The organism is Cedecea neteri (assembly GCF_000758325.1).
In the GTDB taxonomy this organism is placed as follows: domain Bacteria; phylum Pseudomonadota; class Gammaproteobacteria; order Enterobacterales; family Enterobacteriaceae; genus Cedecea; species Cedecea neteri_B.
Genome location: NZ_CP009459.1, coordinates 4,128,006 through 4,144,649, shown reverse-complemented (window position 1 = coordinate 4,144,649; position 16,644 = coordinate 4,128,006). Strand labels below are relative to the sequence as shown.

The window sequence follows — 16,644 nt, the reverse complement described above, 5'->3', positions numbered from 1 at the left end:
GGAGAGGGGGAAACAAAGTTTGTTTCTGCAACCTCTCTCCTATGGGGAGAGGGACTCAATGCTCTGTCTCTTTATTCCCTCTCCCCTCTGGGGAGAGGGTTAGGGTGAGGGGCGGCGATGTTTAACTATTTCCTCAAACGCCTTTTAGGCCTGATCCCGACGCTGTTCATCGTCGCGGTGCTGGTATTCCTGTTCGTGCATCTGCTGCCCGGCGACCCGGCGCGCCTGATTGCCGGGCCGGAAGCGGATGCCACAGTCATCGAACTTGTTCGCAAACAATTGGGATTGGATCAACCGCTGTGGCGGCAGTTCCTGCATTACATCACGCACGTCGTGCAAGGTGACTTTGGCACCTCGCTGGTTTCGCGCCGTCCTGTGTCTGAAGAAATCGCCAGCCGCTTTATGCCCACGCTGTGGCTGACGCTGACCAGCATGGCATGGGCGACGCTGTTTGGCCTGGCGACCGGGATTGTGGCCGCCGTCTGGCGTAACCGCTGGCCGGATCGCCTGAGCATGACCATTGCCGTGTCCGGCATTTCATTCCCGGCCTTTGCGCTGGGGATGCTGCTGATGCAGGTCTTCTCGGTTGAGCTGGGCTGGCTTCCCACGGTGGGTGCCGACAGCTGGCAGCATTATATTTTGCCGTCCATTACCCTTGGCGCGGCGGTGGCGGCGGTCATGGCGAGATTCACCCGCGCGTCGTTTGTGGATGTGCTGCACGAAGATTACATGCGTACCGCCAGGGCGAAAGGCGTGAGCGAAACGCTGATCGTGGTGAAACACGGCCTGCGAAACGCTATGATCCCGGTGATCACCATGATGGGGTTGCAGTTCGGCTTCCTGCTTGGCGGCTCGATTGTGGTGGAAAAAGTGTTTAACTGGCCGGGATTAGGGCGCCTGCTGGTGGATTCGGTGGAGATGCGTGATTACCCGGTTATTCAGGCCGAGGTTCTGCTGTTTTCGCTGGAGTTTATTGTGATCAACTTAGTGGTGGATTTGCTGTATGCCGCCATTAACCCGGCCATCAGGTACAAATAAGGATGCGACTTTTAAACTGGCGACGCCAGGCCATAGTCAACGCGATGCCCGTGGTGCGTGCCGGGCAAATTCGTACCCCGTGGAGCGAGTTTCTGCGGCGTTTTCGCCAGCAACCCGTGGCGATGGCCGCCGGGCTGTTTGTGCTTTTGCTTATAGTGATTGCGCTCATCGCGCCGTGGATTGCCCCCTTTGATGCGGAAAACTACTTTGATTACGACAGACTAAACGACGGCCCATCGATGTTGCACTGGTTTGGCGTTGATTCGCTGGGGCGAGACATTTTTAGCCGAGTGCTGGTCGGGGCACAAATATCGCTGGCGGCCGGGGTCTTTTCTGTGCTGATTGGGGCGCTGATTGGGACCTTCTTTGGCCTGCTGGCGGGCTATTACGAAGGCTGGTGGGATCGCATTATCATGCGAATCTGCGACGTGCTGTTCGCTTTTCCCGGTATTCTGCTGGCAATTGCGGTGGTGGCGGTGATGGGCAGCGGCATGACCAACGTGATTATTGCGGTGGCGATTTTCAGTATTCCGGCCTTTGCCCGCCTGGTGCGCGGCAACACGCTGGTGCTGAAACAGCAAACTTTTATTGAGTCTGCTCGTAGCATTGGTGCCCCGGATGCGACTATCATCTTCCGGCATATTCTGCCGGGAACCGTTTCGTCGATTGTGGTGTATTTCACGATGCGCATCGGGACCTCGATTATCTCCGCCGCAAGCCTGTCATTTCTCGGCCTCGGGGCTCAGCCACCGACGCCGGAGTGGGGCGCAATGCTAAATGAAGCGAGGGCAGATATGGTGATTGCCCCGCACGTGGCTATTTTCCCGAGCCTCGCCATCTTCCTTACCGTGCTGGCGTTCAACTTGCTGGGGGATGGGCTGCGGGACGCGCTGGATCCGAAAATTAAAGGTTAAGCTGAGGCAGTAGATTTGTTGCCCTGGAGTGAAGAAATGAGAAAGATAACCGGGGCACTTCTGCTCAGCCCGTTGCTGATTGCCACTGCCTGCCCGGCGGCCAACTGGTCGCTTGGCGCGCAGGGTGGCCTGTATCAAACCCCTTATCAAACCCGGCACCAGCTTCGCTGGGCGCTGCCCTACGTCGGCTACGACGGCAAAACCTGGTATCTCGACGGCACTGAGGCGGGCTATAACTTCATCAATACCGACACGCTGTTACTGCGCGCGAAAGTCTATTACTACGACACTTTGTATCGGGCGGATACCGGGCAGACGCCCGCGCTGCGGGGATTGAATAACCGCCACAGCACGATGATGGGCGGCATGACGATGCAATACACCACTACGATAGGTGCGTTCAGCGCGACGCTTGCGGGCGACACGCTGGGCGTCAGCAACGGCATTACGGCGAATTCAGCCTATATCGCAATGGCACAGTGGGGTGATTTCACGCTAGTGCCAGAAGCCGGAATGGATTTTTCGAATGCGCAAAACACGCGCTATTACTACGGTGTTTCAGATAAAGAATCGGCAAAAACGGGCCTCGCGACATGGCGGCCAAAGGGCAGTATCGTGCCTTACGCGCAGCTGGCAATGAACTACGCCTGGACACCGCTCTGGAACACCTGGGCGCAGTTCACCCAGCGTTTTTATCCGAGTGCTATCAGCGACAGCCCAATGGTGAATAAGAATAACCTGCGGGAGTTAACGGTGGGGATGAGTTATACGTTTTAGGGGGCTGGCTCCCCGTTACCAATATCTTCTATGAACGATCGGCTTAGGTTCCGTTCACTTCCAGTACAGTTTCATATGTAGTCACTGCGCCGGTGAACGTGTCAGGTGGCATTACGCCATGCCCCCTGACAACCCCCGGCGCCCGGCGAGCTCATCGCCGCTGAAGCGGTAAACCCACCGGCTATCACCCAAACATTCGGGGTCTTTGAAAAGGAACCGGAAACACTTCTTCCCCTCACCCCGACCCTCTCCCCAAAGGGGCGAGGGAGAAAACAACAGGTCAGTACAGTACGCTATCTATTCCCTCTCCCTCTGGGAGAGGGTTAGGGTGAGGGTAAAAACAAGAAGCAACACTGCAGCTGAGGAAAATGTTAGTTGTAACGCGAGGCACGGTTCCGGCTTAAATCGCCTCCGTTTTCTCTCCGACCCAGGACTGGGAGATAAAACCGAGGTCTGCCGCTTCAGCGGTCGATTTATTTCGCCGGGAGTCCGGGGTCTCGGGGGAGTGACGGTGACTCCCCCGAGCCGTTCACAAGTTCAGAGGCTGCATATAACAAAGGGCTGGAAGTGAACGGAATATTCACCGTTCTCACAAAGAGCCCTTTGTTATGCAGAACAGACTGGGAAAAATTAAACCACTGAACCCCACAGATCGTACTCATCCGCGTTTTCAACTTTCACACGGACAACGTCGCCTGGTTTCAGCTTCGTTTCGCCATTCAGGTAAACCGCGCCGTCGATTTCTGGGGCATCCGCCATACTGCGACCAATGGCGCCTTCTTCGTCCACTTCATCGACCATGACCAGAATCTCGCGGCCCACTTTCTCCTGCAGACGCTCGGCAGAGATTTTCTGCTGCAGTTGCATAAAGCGGTTCCAGCGCTCTTCTTTCACTTCTTCCGGCACCTGGTCCGGCAGCTCGTTGGCGGTGGCGCCGTCAACCGGGCTGTATTTGAAGCAGCCCACGCGATCCAGACGCGCTTCTTTCAGGAAGTCGAGCAGCATCTCGAAGTCTTCTTCGGTTTCACCCGGGAAGCCAACGATAAAGGTCGAGCGCAGGGTCAGATCAGGGCAGATTTCACGCCACTGCTTGATGCGCTGCAGCTGACGATCCGCAGAGCCTGGGCGCTTCATTAGTTTCAGAATACGCGGGCTGGCGTGCTGCAGCGGAATGTCGAGGTACGGCAAAATTTTGCCTTCCGCCATCAGCGGGATCACATCGTCAACGTGCGGGTACGGATAAACGTAGTGCAGGCGAGTCCAGACGCCCAGTTTAGCCAGCTGCTCGCAGAGGCTCACCATGCTGGTTTTGACCGGAGCACCGTTCCAGAACCCGGTGCGGTGCTTAACGTCCACGCCGTAAGCGGAAGTGTCCTGAGAGATCACCAGCAGCTCTTTCACGCCCGCTTCAACCAGACGTTTTGCCTCTGCCAGCACGTCGCCGATTGGGCGGCTGTCCAGATCGCCACGCATGGACGGGATAATGCAGAAGGTGCAGCGATGGTTACAGCCTTCGGAAATTTTCAGATACGCGTAGTGACGCGGCGTCAGCTTCACGCCCTGTTCCGGCACCAGGCTCAGGAACGGGTTGTGCTGCGGTTTTGGCACGTAGTGGTGAACGTGCTGCAGAACCTGCTCGTAGCTGTGTGGGCCGGTGATTTCCAGCACCTTCGGATGCACTTCGCGGATCTGATCTTCTTTTGCGCCCAGGCAACCGGTGACAATCACCTTACCGTTTTCGTTCAGCGCTTCACCGATGGCTTCAAGCGATTCCTGTACGGCGCTGTCGATAAAGCCGCAGGTGTTGACGATGACCATGTCGGCGTCGTCATAGCTTGGCACCACGTCATAGCCTTCGGTGCGCAGTTCAGTCAGGATGCGTTCGGAGTCCACGAGGTTTTTCGGGCAGCCGAGGGAGACAAACCCGATACGGGGTTGTTGGGTCACATTGCTCATAGCTTAAAAAGTGTTCAATTATTAGAAAGATTAGGGCAGGGATTCTACAGAGGTTGGGCGGGAATTTGTACTGGAGAATTGCAGTTTGCGTCAGAGATGATTTATTCCGCTTCTGTTTACCCACCACATACTCCGGCTTGCCTGGAAAATAGCATCAAATGCGAAAGATATTAGCCGCGAATTATCCCCCTTTGACCATACTTAACCTGTGGGTTAATGGGTAACCCACGAGGAGGATGCCTTATGTCCGGATGTACGGTCAAACACGACCTGTTGAAAAAACTGCAGGCCGCGAAGGGAGAAATTGCCGCCTACCTGGCGTTGAGAAAGGCCAAAGGGTACATGTCTGTCAGCGAAAGCGAACAGCTGCGGACTCGTTTGCTGGATGTCTGTCACCGGAGCCGCGATGCTGCTTTTGTGCTGCAGGCGAGCCTGGCCGACGACGAAAAAGATGATTTTCGCCATGCCGTTGAGGCGTGTTCATCTACCGCACTTTGCCTGATGAGCGGGCGCAAAGATTGCCCGCAATACATCGCGGTTGATGCGGCAAAACTTGAAGCCAGCCTGATGCAGCTCAGCCGTAGCCTGAATGCGCTGGCAGAACGCGGAAAGGCCATAGAAGCCTGATCCGAGCGCGGGGAGTCTGCCAGGCTCCCCGTTCTTAATGTTATGTAAAACCAGGCGCTGGCTTGTCTCCGGCAGCTACCCTTAACGGATAGCCAAAACCAGGAGATCGCCATGCCACCGTTCCCGTCCCGCACGCTTATTGCCGCCTCGCTACTTTTCTCTGCCTCTTATGCTCTGGCTGCCAAAACCAACGTTGAAGTCCTGCAAACTAACCTGCCTCACCCGTGGGCGCTGGACTTTTTACCTGATAACCAGGGCATGTTGATTACCCTGCGCGGCGGGGAGCTGCATCTGTGGCAACAGGGCAAGGGTTTGTCCGCGCCGATTCGCGGCGTGCCCGTTGTCTGGGCCCATGGGCAGGGTGGTTTACTGGACGTTGTGCTGGCCCCGGATTTTGCCAACAGCCGCCGCGTGTGGCTTAGCTTTGCCGAAGGCGGCAGCGACAATAAAGCCGGTACTGCTGTCGGGTATGGGACGTTAAGCCGGGATCTGAAACGGCTGGAAAACTTTAAGGTTGTGTTCCGTCAGGCGCCAAAACTCTCCATCGGCAACCATTTCGGCGGACGCATGGTGTTTGATGGGCAAGGCCATCTGTTTATTGCGTTAGGGGAAAACAACGAGCGGGCCACAGCCCAGGATCTCGATAAGCTGCAGGGCAAAGTGGTGCGGCTTAATGTTGATGGTTCCGTCCCGCAGGACAACCCGTTTGTTGGCAAACCTGGTGTCCGGCCTGAAATTTGGTCTTACGGGCACCGTAACCCGCAGGGATTAGCTATTAATCCGGCCAACGGCGAGCTGTGGCTAAACGAGCACGGGCCGAAAGGTGGCGATGAAATCAATATCCCGGCAGCCGGAAAAAACTACGGCTGGCCGCTGGCGACCTGGGGCGTTAATTACAGCGGGCTTAAGATCCCTGAAGCCAAAGGGGGAGAAGCAGAAGGCACAGAACAGCCGATTCATTACTGGCAAGTCTCTCCGGCGATAAGCGGCATGGCGTTTTATGCGGCTGACACCTTCCCGCAGTGGAAAGGCAGGCTGTTTATCGGTGCGCTCAAAGAAAAGAATCTGATTGAACTGACGCTGGACGGAGACAAGGTGACGGGGGAGCAGCGGCTACTGGGGGATCGCAAGCAGCGTATTCGCGATGTGCGCGTCGGCCCGGACGGCTATCTGTATGTCCTGACCGACGAATCTGACGGCGAGCTGCTAAAAATCAGCCCGACCGAAAGCTAAATCAGGTCAGCGGGATCATCACAATTTTCTTGAACGCCGGGCGCTGGGTCAGCTGCTGATACCAGCGCTGAAGGTTTGGCACCGCATCCCACGGAATATCAAGGTTGAGCAGGCTGTAGATTTGTGGGCCAAAGGCGAGGTCGCCCAGGCCAAAGGCTTCGCTACCCAGCCACGGCTGTTTAGCCAGTTCCGCATCCGCAATGGCAAACAGCTTGTTGCAGGCCGCAATGCTTTGTTCAATTAGCTTCTGATCGCGTTCTTCCGGCGGGGTTCTGACCAGGCTGGCGTAGACGCCGCGGTAAGGGCCTGCAACCGCGGTAGCGGACCAGTCCATCCATTTTTCGCCTTTAGCACGCTCGGCGGGGCTATCGACCCACAGCGAATCGCGGCCATATTCAGCCGCCAGGTAACGCACGATAGTATTGGATTCCCACAGCGTAAGCCCGTGTGCGTCGTCATGAATGCACGGCACCAGGCCATTCGGGTTCATCGCCAGGTATTCAGCATCGTGCGTCAGGCCAAATTTTCCGCCCGCGGGCACGGAGCGGTATGGCAAGTTCAGCTCTTCCAGACACCACAGCACTTTTTTGACATTGGTGGAATTATCTCTGCCCCAAACGGTAATCATGATGGTTCCTTTTTTTGCAGGTGGACATCGAGTATGCCCGGCTCCGGTCACGAAAACACCACTGTTTCTCAACCGAAGCTAAAAAAAATGGCGTGACGGCGGCAACTCGTGCAGATATCGAATAAACTTAAAAAACTTTACCAACTCTATGTTTCTTTAAGTGGATTCGTGCGTTATTACTCACACCCTGACTTTTGGGTGGCGGTGCGCACCGTGAATTTTTTAAGAATGGATACTCAGGTGGTTTTATGACGATCTTGCAAATGCCTGCAACACTACGTGGTTTAGTCGCAGGGACAACCCTGCTACTGATAGCGGCTCCTGCGCTGAGCGCTGAGCAGACCGCAGATGCTCCCCAGGTCGATGCCAAAGCCTGGATTTTGATGGATTACGCCAGCGGGAAGGTGCTGGCGGAAGGAAATGCCGACGAAAAGCTCGATCCGGCAAGTCTGACCAAGCTGATGACCAGTTACGTGGTAGGGCAGGCGCTGAAAGCAGGCAAGATTCACCTGACGGATATGGTGACTATCGGGAAAGATGCCTGGGCCACCGGTAACCCGGTGCTGCGCGGCTCTTCGCTGATGTTCCTGAAACCAGGCGATAAAGTCTCGGTGGAAGATCTGAACAAAGGCGTCATTATTCAGTCCGGGAACGACGCCAGCATCGCGATTGCCGACTATGTGGCGGGCAGCCAGGACTCGTTTGTCAGCCTGATGAACAACTACGCGCAGAAGCTCAAGCTGACCAACACCACCTTTAAAACCGTTCACGGTCTGGATGCTCCGGGGCAGTACAGCACCGCGCGCGACATGGCGCTGCTGGGCCAGGCGCTGATCCATGACGTGCCGGACGAGTACGCGGTACACAAAGAAAAAGAGTTCACCTTTAACAATATCAAGCAGCCGAACCGCAACCGCCTGCTGTGGAGTTCCAACCTCAACGTTGACGGCATGAAGACCGGCACCACCGAGGGTGCGGGCTATAACCTGGTCGCTTCGGCAACGTCCGGTGATATGCGCCTGATTTCCGTGGTGCTGGGCACGAAAACCGACCGCATTCGCTTTAACGAGAGCGAAAAGCTGCTGACCTGGGGCTTCCGCTTCTTCGAAACCGTAACGCCAATCAAACCTGACGCGACTTTCGTGACCCAGCGCGTCTGGTTTGGCGATAAGAGCGAAGTCAATCTGGGGGCGGGTGAGGGCGGTTCGGTGACCATTCCTCGCGGTCAGCTGAAAAACCTGAAAGCCAGCTTTACGCTGAACGAACCTCAGCTAACCGCGCCGCTGAAAAAGGGCCAGGCCGTCGGCACTATCGACTTCCAGCTCAACGGCAAATCCATTGAACAGCGCCCGCTGCTGGTGATGGAGCCGGTTGAAGAGGGCGGCTTCTTCAGCCGCATGTGGGACTTTGTGCTGATGAAGCTCCACGGTTGGTTCGGGAGCTGGTTCTCTTAAGCGACTACCACGTTAGCGTCAGGTTTTCCGCCGCGGCAAAGTCTATAAACTCTGCGGCGGGAGGCCGATTGGTAATCACCGTATCAAACGCCGTCAGCGGCCCCATGCAGGCGGCGCGAACCTTGCCAAACTTAGTGTCATCCACCACCAGGATATTACGCTGGGCCATATTCAATGCCCAATGCTTCACCGGTAGCTCATCAAGATTAAAGCAGGTTGCGCCGTGGCGCAGATGCACGCCTGCCGCCGAGAAAAACGCAATATCCGGGCAGATATTCCCCAGGCACTCCTGGAAATTAATCGGCTTAAAAATCGCGTTACTGGCGTGAAACTCGCCGCCGCTTAAAATTACCCGGCAGTTGGGTTTATCCTGCAGCGCCAGAAAGGTGTTGAGGGAATAACACAGGCCGGTAAACGGCAGGTCGTCGTCAAGGGCGTCGATGATGTAAGGCGTGGTCGTCCCGCAGTCGAAAAACACGGTTTGATGTGGCTGCACATGCTGCGCCGCAAGCCTGGCGGCATGGCGCTTCTCTTCCACCTGACGCGTTTTTTCATCGCTCAGTAGATAGTGGCTCGCCCCAGCGCTACGGGGCTCCAGCACGACATATCCCCCTAGCAGCACCACCTGACCCGGTTCGCTGTTAATGTCGCGGCGGATGGTCATTTCGGAGACGCCCAGCAACTGAGCGGCTTCTTTGAGATGAATTTTATCGCTGCGCTTCAGCGCCTGTAGCAGGCGGTTAATGCGCTCTTCACGGCGGGTTTCCATAGCGGCCTCTGAACATTAAAAAGCCCCGCTAAGGCAGGGCTTTAGTTAATGCATCTTACCTGTGGCGCACCGCTTAGTCACGCACCCAGCCTTTACGGATAGGCAATGCGAAGCAGTAGCGGTAAATCTGATTCAGGCGCTGGTGGATTTGTGGCCCGCGCAGATTCCAGACGATCTGCGACAGCAGACAGGCGCTCATGCCGACCAGCAGGCCGCCGAGCATATCCAGCGGCCAGTGCACGCCGAGGTAAACGCGGGACCAGGCAATCGCGCAGCCGATAACAAATAACATCACGCCGGACCAGACGCGGTGCCAGCATAAAAATGCCAGCGCGAAGGTGAAGATCACCGTGCCGTGGTCGCTCGGGAAAGAATCATCCGGCGCGTGGTGCAGGAAGTTATAGCCCAGCCCGACCACAAAAGGACGCGGATGCGGGAACAACTGCCCAATGACCCATGACAACACCACGCTAATCACCAGCGCCATGCCGGTTTTGATCACCACCTGGCGCTGGGCCGGCATCTGCTTACGCTGACCCCAAAGCCAGAGCGCGACGATCAGCAGCGGGACGATGCTGATCAGATCGCGGGCAAAGAATATCGCCAGCTTTATCATCCACTCCGGCGACGACGGGGTGGCATTAATGAGCAAAAACAGATTCTGGTTGAGCGTTTCCATCATGACTTGTCCTGTGCTTTAACTGACCAGGTGGATATCGCGCCGTGAAGCGCCACCTGGATTAACCCTACCCAACAACCTGTCCACAGGCTGTGGCTGAAAAAGTGCGCCCCGCGCATCATCTGGCCTTCTCCCGGGAAAACCAGCTAAAAATAGCAGCCCGTATTATCAGGATGCAAAGCGGGAAAAGATAGAAGCAGGGCGGCAGACGGTAAAGCAGTTTTGTCTTATTTACCGTTGGTTTAGGAAAATATTTCATCTGGTATTTGCTAACACAGTGCCGACCTTAAATTCATGGCAGCAGAATATTCATCACAGATTAAGAAATCCTTAATAGAATTGAGGTATGATGTGCGCGGCTTTACACCCCGTGCTATTTGTCAGCCGTTGACTACCGCTGGCACGGGCAATTGAATACACTCTGCGCGTTTCTTTATCTTCTGAGTTCCTAATGCAACATAATACGATAGCTAACAAATCGTTAGGCCGTCAGGCGCTGCTGTTCCCGCTCTGCCTGGTGCTCTACGAATTCTCAACTTATATCGGCAATGACATGATCCAGCCGGGGATGCTGGCCGTGGTGGATCAGTTCCAGGCGGGCGTGGAATGGGTGCCGACCTCAATGACGGCTTACCTGGCGGGCGGGATGTTCCTGCAGTGGCTGCTCGGGCCGCTGTCTGACCGTATAGGCCGCCGCCCGGTGATGTTGACTGGCGTGGTCTGGTTTATTGTCACCTGCCTCGCGACGCTGCTGGCCCAGGATATTCAGCAGTTCACCTTCCTGCGCTTCCTGCAGGGCGTCAGTCTGTGCTTTATTGGCGCGGTGGGCTACGCCGCTATTCAGGAGTCGTTCGAAGAGTCGGTTTGCATCAAGATAACCGCGCTGATGGCGAACGTGGCGCTCATCGCGCCGCTGCTTGGGCCGCTGGTGGGCGCGGCGTGGATCCATGTGGCTCCGTGGGAAACGATGTTCGTGCTGTTTGCACTGCTGGCCGCCGTCTCTTTCTTTGGGCTGCACAAAGCGATGCCAGAAACGGCGACTCGCCTCGGCGAAAAGCTTTCGCTGAAAGAGCTTGGTCGCGACTACAAGCTGGTACTGAAAAACCTGCGTTTTGTTTCGGGCGCGCTAGCGACGGGCTTTGTGAGCCTGCCATTGCTGGCGTGGATTGCCCAGTCGCCGGTGATTATCATTAGCGGGGAGAACCTCAGCAGCTATGAATACGGTCTGCTGCAGGTGCCTATTTTCGGCGCGCTGATCCTCGGTAACCTGGTCCTGGCCAAACTGACGTCCCGCCGTAGCGTACGCAGCCTGATCATCATGGGTGGCTGGTGGATTGTGCCTGGCCTGGTTGTGGCGGCAGTGGCTACGGTGGTTTCTTCTCATGCATATTTGTGGATGACCGCTGGCCTGAGTTTGTACGCCTTTGGCATCGGCCTGGCGAATGCGGGCCTGGTGCGCCTGACGCTGTTTGCCAGCGAGATGAGCAAAGGCACGGTGTCGGCGGCGATGGGCATGCTGCAGATGCTGATCTTTACCGTCGGTATTGAGCTGAGCAAGCACGCCTACCAGTTCGGCGGCAACGGTCTGTTCAGCCTGTTTAACCTGCTGGGCGGGGCGGTTTGGCTTGGCCTGATGGTGTTGTTCCTGAAGGATAAAACTGTTGGGCAGGCAAGAGACGCCTGATTTTACCCTCACCCTAACCCTCTCCCTAAAAGGGAGAGGGGACAAAAGCAGGGTAAATCGCCATATTCCTCTCCCTAAAAGGGAGAGGGGATAAAAACAGGGTAAATTGCCATATTCCCCTTTCTAAAAAGGAGAAGGGATAAAAACAAGGTAGTTTGATTGTTTTGCAGCCCATCCCTGAACGGGCGTGGAGATAAAGCGGGATAAATCTGTTTTTTCACCCTCTCCCCGGTGGGGAGAGGGCTGGGGTGAGGGGAATTACTTAACCGCCATGCCAGGCTGAGCACCGCTGTCCGGGCTCAGCAGGAAGATATCTTTCCCGCCAGGACCTGCGGCCATCACCATCCCTTCAGAGACGCCAAAGCGCATCTTACGCGGTGCGAGGTTGGCCACCATCACGGTCAGACGACCCTCCAGCTTAGACGGATCCGGGTAAGCGGTACGAATGCCGGAGAAGACGTTGCGTTTCTCGCCGCCGAGATCCAGCGTCAGGCGCAGCAGCTTGTCGGAGCCGTCCACGAATTCTGCTTTTTCAATCAGCGCAATGCGCATATCCACTTTCGCGAAATCATCAAAGCTGATGGTCTCCTGAATTGGATCGTCCGCCAGCGGGCCGGTTACCGGCGCAGCGTTCAGCGCTTTCACTTCTTCTTTAGACGCTTCCACCAGCGCTTCCACCTGTTTGGTTTCAATGCGGTTATACAGCGCCTTGAAGCTGTTTACCTTGTGGTTCAGCAGCGGCGTAGCGATGCTGTCCCAGCTCAGTTCGGCATTCAGGAAGGCTTCTGTACGCTCGGTGAGCGACGGCAGAACCGGCTTCAGGTAGGTCATCAGCACGCGGAACAGGTTAATGCCCATGGAGCAAATGGCCTGCAGGTCGGCATCGCGGCCTTCCTGCTTAGCCACCACCCACGGAGCCTGCTCGTCCACGTAGCGGTTCGCAATGTCCGCCAGCGCCATGATTTCGCGGATCGCACGGCCAAATTCGCGGCTGTCCCACGCTTCGCCGATGCTTTCTGCCGCGTCGGTGAAGGTTTTGTACAGCTCTGGATCGGCAATCTCTGCGGCCAGCACGCCGTCAAAACGCTTGGCGATAAAGCCGGCGTTACGAGAGGCCAGGTTAACCACTTTGTTGACGATGTCGCTGTTCACGCGCTGAACGAAGTCTTCCAGGTTCAGGTCGATATCGTCAATACGGGAAGAGAGCTTCGCGGTGTAGTAGTAGCGCAGGCTGTCGGCATCAAAGTGCTTCAGCCAGGTGCTGGCTTTGATAAAGGTGCCGCGAGACTTGGACATCTTCGCGCCGTTGACCGTCACATAGCCGTGAACAAACAGGTTGGTTGGCTTGCGGAAGTTGCTGCCTTCCAGCATGGCCGGCCAGAACAGGCTGTGGAAGTACACGATGTCTTTGCCGATGAAGTGATACAGCTCGGTGGTGGAATCTTTCTTCCAGTATTCGTCGAAGCTGGTGGTGTCGCCGCGCTTGTCGCACAGGTTCTTGAAGGAACCCATGTAGCCGATTGGCGCATCCAGCCAGACGTAGAAGTATTTGCCCGGTGCGTTCGGGATTTCGAAGCCGAAGTAAGGCGCATCGCGGGAAATATCCCACTGCTGCAGACCAGATTCGAACCACTCCTGCATCTTGTTCGCCACCTGCTCCTGCAGCGCGCCGCTGCGGGTCCACGCCTGCAGCATTTCGCTGAAGGACGGCAGGTCGAAGAAGAAGTGCTCGGAGTCACGCATTTCAGGCGTTGCGCCGGACACCACGGATTTTGGATCGATAAGCTCGGTTGGGCTGTAGGTGGAGCCACACACTTCGCAGTTATCGCCGTACTGATCCGGAGCTTTACATTTCGGGCAGGTGCCTTTGACAAAACGGTCCGGCAGGAACATGCCTTTTTCCGGATCGTAGAGCTGAGAAATCGTGCGGTTTTTAATAAAACCGTTCTCTTTCAGGCGGCCATAAATCAGCTCCGACAGCTCGCGGTTCTCGTCGCTGTGGGTGGAGTGATAGTTATCATAGCTGATGTTAAAGCCTGCAAAATCAGTCTGATGCTCCTGACTCATTTCGGCAATCATCTGCTCTGGGCTGATACCCAGCTGCTGTGCTTTCAGCATGATAGGCGTGCCGTGGGCGTCGTCTGCGCAGATGAAGTTAACCTCGTTGCCGCGCATTCGTTGGTAACGGACCCAGACATCAGCCTGAATATGCTCCAGCATGTGACCGAGGTGGATTGAGCCGTTTGCGTACGGCAGGGCGCACGTTACCAATATTTTCTTCGCGGGGTGAGTCATAGTCGGGATTGCATCCTCTGATTAAAAAAGGGGGCTTCGATATTACCGGATTGGCAATTGTTTAGTAACCCCAAAGCCCGCAATAACCGCACATGAATAGGCCGCGTGGTTTCTGGTATGCTTAGCGGATTGCAATGTCCGATAAAAACATAAGGAGTCGGGATGAATTCGCAATCCCCGTCCAGCAAGTCCCCGGAACAGCTACGCGCGATGGTAGCCGGGACCCTGGCTAATTTTCAGCACCCTACCTTGAAGCACAACCTCACCGCGCTGAAAGCGCTGCACCATGTCGCCATGCTTGACGACACGCTGCACGTTGAACTGCAGATGCCGTTCGCCTGGCAAAGCGGGTTTGATGCCTTAAAAGAGACCTGCAGCGCTGACCTGCTGCGGATCACCGGCGCGAAGGCGGTGGACTGGAAGCTAAGCCATCACATTGCCACGCTGAAGCGGGTGAAAAACCAGCCAGGCATTAACGGCGTTAAAAATATTATTGCCGTCAGCTCCGGCAAAGGCGGAGTGGGAAAATCGACCACCGCGGTAAACATGGCGCTGGCGCTGGCGGCCGAAGGGGCCAAAGTTGGTATTCTGGATGCCGATATTTACGGCCCGTCGATCCCAACCATGCTGGGGGCTGAACACGAGCGCCCAACGTCCCCGGACGGCAAGCACATGGCACCGATCGTGGCGCACGGTCTGGCGACTAACTCGATCGGTTACCTCGTCACCGACGAAAATGCCATGGTATGGCGCGGTCCGATGGCCAGCAAAGCGCTGATGCAAATGCTGCAAGAAACGCTGTGGCCGGATCTGGATTACCTGGTGATCGATATGCCGCCGGGCACCGGTGACATCCAACTGACGCTGGCGCAAAACATCCCAGTCACCGGGGCGATGGTTGTGACCACGCCGCAGGACATCGCGCTGATCGACGCTCGCAAAGGGATCGTGATGTTCGAGAAAGTTGAGGTGCCGGTGGTGGGTATTGTTGAGAATATGAGCATTCATATTTGCAGCAACTGCGGCCATCAGGAGCCTATCTTCGGCACCGGAGGCGCGGAGAAACTGGCGCAACAGTATCACACCACGCTGCTGGGGCAGTTACCGCTGCACATCACGCTGCGTGAAGACCTGGATGCCGGTAAGCCAACGGTCATTAATCGCCCGGAAAGCGACATCGCAACGCTCTACCGCGAATTGGCGGGGCGCGTGGCGGCTCAGCTTTACTGGAACGGGGACGTGATCCCGAGCGAGATTGCCTTCAGAGCGGTGTAAAACGAGACGCCTCTCCCTTCATGGCAGAGGCGTTTTTTGTTTGCAGTTATCGCCAAATTCTTTCGTTTTTCAAACTCCCGACGACCCTAATTAGATGGCTTTCGGCGCAGCCTGTGGCTGTCAAAGCGTCAGCATCTATCTGTGATTGAGGCTTGCAGGCGATGATAAAAATACTGGGTAAACGCACATCAATTAACGTACGCAAAGCGCTATGGACCTGCGAAGAGGCGGGGGTGGAATACCTGCAGGAAGATTATGGGAGCGGGTTCCGGTCGATTCAGTCTGAGGATTTCCTCGCCCTCAATCCTAATAGCCTGGTGCCGGTACTGCTGGATGACGATTTTGTGCTGTGGGAGTCGAACAGCATCTGTCGTTATCTGGCGCGCAAAGCGGGGCGGGAAGACCTGCTGCCTTCCACACCGCAAGGGGCGGCGGACGTTGAGCGCTGGATGGACTGGCAGGCAACGGAATTTAACACGGCCTGGCGGTATGCGTTCATGGCTCTGGTACGTAGGGATCCACGTTTTCAGGATGCGAATCAGATTCAGGAAAGTATTTCTGCCTGGACAGGTTGTGTGCAAATTATCAATGAGCAACTGCAGAAAACCGGAGCATGGGTCACTGGCAGCCAGTTTACCCTCGCGGATATTGTCCTTGGCCTGTCGGTTAATCGCTGGAAGATGACGCCGTTCGCTCATCCTCAGATGGCGGAAATTGAGCGCTGGTTTACCGCACTGAACCAGCGCCCGGCCTTTCGGCGTCATGGCAATAATGGTGTCGCGTAAGCAATGTCATCAACGCTACTTTTTTCGTTCCCTATCCCGCCACTTTCGGGGAGGGGAATGACTTCAATACAAAATGCATTAAATAATATTCACCGTCCGGCCCGTCTCCCGGCGCCTCAATATGCCAGCCGTTACGGCGATAAAACTCAATCGCGTGCTCATTTTTCGCCAGGCATTTGAGCGAACCCGTGCCGGTAAATTCACTCTGCACTTTCTCCAGCAGCGCCTTTCCCGCCCCTGTTCCCTGATGTTCCGGGCTGACGAACAGGTTATGCAAGAAATTATCCTGCACCCAAACGGAGGCGAAGCCGATGCGGTGGCCGTTATCTTCGGCCACCCAGATGCGTTCATCCTGAGTAGCACTGTCAAAGTCTTCGAGCTGCCAGGCGCTATCGTCGAGCCAGGGCCAGGCTTTACGGCGGGCGTGAAGGTAAAGGGTACGTAAGAAGGGACGGTCGGATTCTTGCCAAAGTCGTAGGATCAAATGATTGCCTTTTAGGATGAAAGTTAGCCCATTGAGTCTACCCTTA

At 56.0% G+C, this 16,644-nt stretch carries 15 protein-coding genes; 9 read left to right on the top strand and 6 right to left on the bottom strand.

Going from position 1 to position 16,644, the window contains the following annotated elements; translation table 11 throughout:
• Positions 1–117: 117 nt before the first annotated feature.
• The 3 genes from gsiC to LH86_RS19340 are packed head-to-tail and all read left to right on the top strand — an operon-like array spanning position 118 to position 2,729.
• Positions 118–1,038 carry a glutathione ABC transporter permease GsiC gene (gene gsiC, locus LH86_RS19350; RefSeq protein ID WP_039295349.1) on the top strand — a complete coding sequence of 307 codons (921 nt, stop codon included), beginning with the start codon at positions 118–120 and terminating at the stop codon, positions 1,036–1,038.
• 2 nt (positions 1,039–1,040) lie between these two features.
• A complete protein-coding gene (gene gsiD / locus LH86_RS19345; RefSeq protein WP_039304837.1) occupies positions 1,041–1,952 on the top strand; it encodes a glutathione ABC transporter permease GsiD in 912 nt (303 codons plus the stop codon).
• A gap of 36 nt (positions 1,953–1,988) precedes the next feature.
• Positions 1,989–2,729, top strand: coding sequence for a MipA/OmpV family protein (locus tag LH86_RS19340; protein ID WP_039304834.1), 741 nt, complete (start codon positions 1,989–1,991; stop codon positions 2,727–2,729).
• Between the two features lie 630 nt (positions 2,730–3,359).
• Here LH86_RS19340 and rimO read toward each other — a convergent pair.
• The gene (gene rimO / locus LH86_RS19335; protein ID WP_008455208.1) at positions 3,360–4,685 is read right to left on the bottom strand and encodes a 30S ribosomal protein S12 methylthiotransferase RimO; all 1,326 of its coding nucleotides are present in this window, start codon (positions 4,683–4,685) and stop codon (positions 3,360–3,362) included.
• Between the two features lie 243 nt (positions 4,686–4,928).
• Between rimO and LH86_RS19330 the strand changes: the two genes are divergently transcribed.
• Positions 4,929–5,312, top strand: coding sequence for a biofilm formation regulator BssR (locus LH86_RS19330; RefSeq protein WP_039304831.1), 384 nt, complete (start codon positions 4,929–4,931; stop codon positions 5,310–5,312).
• Positions 5,313–5,423: 111 nt separating this feature from the next.
• Positions 5,424–6,545 carry a PQQ-dependent sugar dehydrogenase gene (locus tag LH86_RS19325; protein WP_039304827.1) on the top strand — a complete coding sequence of 374 codons (1,122 nt, stop codon included), beginning with the start codon at positions 5,424–5,426 and terminating at the stop codon, positions 6,543–6,545.
• A gap of 1 nt (position 6,546) precedes the next feature.
• Here LH86_RS19325 and LH86_RS19320 read toward each other — a convergent pair whose 3' ends face one another.
• Positions 6,547–7,173 carry a glutathione S-transferase family protein gene (locus tag LH86_RS19320; protein ID WP_039304824.1) on the bottom strand — a complete coding sequence of 209 codons (627 nt, stop codon included), beginning with the start codon at positions 7,171–7,173 and terminating at the stop codon, positions 6,547–6,549.
• Between the two features lie 248 nt (positions 7,174–7,421).
• Between LH86_RS19320 and dacC the strand changes: the two genes are divergently transcribed.
• On the top strand, positions 7,422–8,627 hold the full coding sequence (gene dacC / locus LH86_RS19315) for a serine-type D-Ala-D-Ala carboxypeptidase (RefSeq protein ID WP_039304821.1): 1,206 nt from the start codon (positions 7,422–7,424) through the stop codon (positions 8,625–8,627).
• A gap of 4 nt (positions 8,628–8,631) precedes the next feature.
• Here dacC and deoR read toward each other — a convergent pair whose 3' ends face one another.
• Positions 8,632–9,396 (bottom strand): DNA-binding transcriptional repressor DeoR, encoded by a 765-nt coding sequence (gene deoR / locus LH86_RS19310; protein ID WP_039304818.1) that lies wholly within the window; start codon positions 9,394–9,396, stop codon positions 8,632–8,634.
• A gap of 73 nt (positions 9,397–9,469) precedes the next feature.
• A complete protein-coding gene (ybjG, locus tag LH86_RS19305) occupies positions 9,470–10,078 on the bottom strand; it encodes an undecaprenyl-diphosphate phosphatase (RefSeq protein WP_039304814.1) in 609 nt (202 codons plus the stop codon).
• A gap of 448 nt (positions 10,079–10,526) precedes the next feature.
• Between ybjG and LH86_RS19300 the strand changes: the two genes are divergently transcribed.
• Positions 10,527–11,759, top strand: a complete 1,233-nt coding sequence (locus LH86_RS19300; RefSeq protein ID WP_039304812.1) for an MFS transporter — start codon at positions 10,527–10,529, stop codon at positions 11,757–11,759.
• A gap of 258 nt (positions 11,760–12,017) precedes the next feature.
• Here the strand turns inward: LH86_RS19300 and metG are convergent, their stop codons facing one another.
• The gene (gene metG, locus LH86_RS19295) at positions 12,018–14,054 is read right to left on the bottom strand and encodes a methionine--tRNA ligase (RefSeq protein WP_039304810.1); all 2,037 of its coding nucleotides are present in this window, start codon (positions 14,052–14,054) and stop codon (positions 12,018–12,020) included.
• A 162-nt stretch (positions 14,055–14,216) separates the two neighbouring features.
• Between metG and apbC the strand changes: the two genes are divergently transcribed.
• Together apbC and LH86_RS19285 are read left to right on the top strand one after the other, a co-directional pair.
• Positions 14,217–15,329 carry an iron-sulfur cluster carrier protein ApbC gene (apbC, locus tag LH86_RS19290; RefSeq protein WP_039304807.1) on the top strand — a complete coding sequence of 371 codons (1,113 nt, stop codon included), beginning with the start codon at positions 14,217–14,219 and terminating at the stop codon, positions 15,327–15,329.
• A gap of 161 nt (positions 15,330–15,490) precedes the next feature.
• Positions 15,491–16,114, top strand: coding sequence for a glutathione S-transferase family protein (locus LH86_RS19285; RefSeq protein WP_039304803.1), 624 nt, complete (start codon positions 15,491–15,493; stop codon positions 16,112–16,114).
• A 31-nt stretch (positions 16,115–16,145) separates the two neighbouring features.
• On the opposite strand, the gene LH86_RS19280 is transcribed toward LH86_RS19285, so the two are convergent.
• Positions 16,146–16,598 (bottom strand): GNAT family N-acetyltransferase, encoded by a 453-nt coding sequence (locus tag LH86_RS19280; protein ID WP_052045620.1) that lies wholly within the window; start codon positions 16,596–16,598, stop codon positions 16,146–16,148.
• Positions 16,599–16,644: the final 46 nt, after the last annotated feature.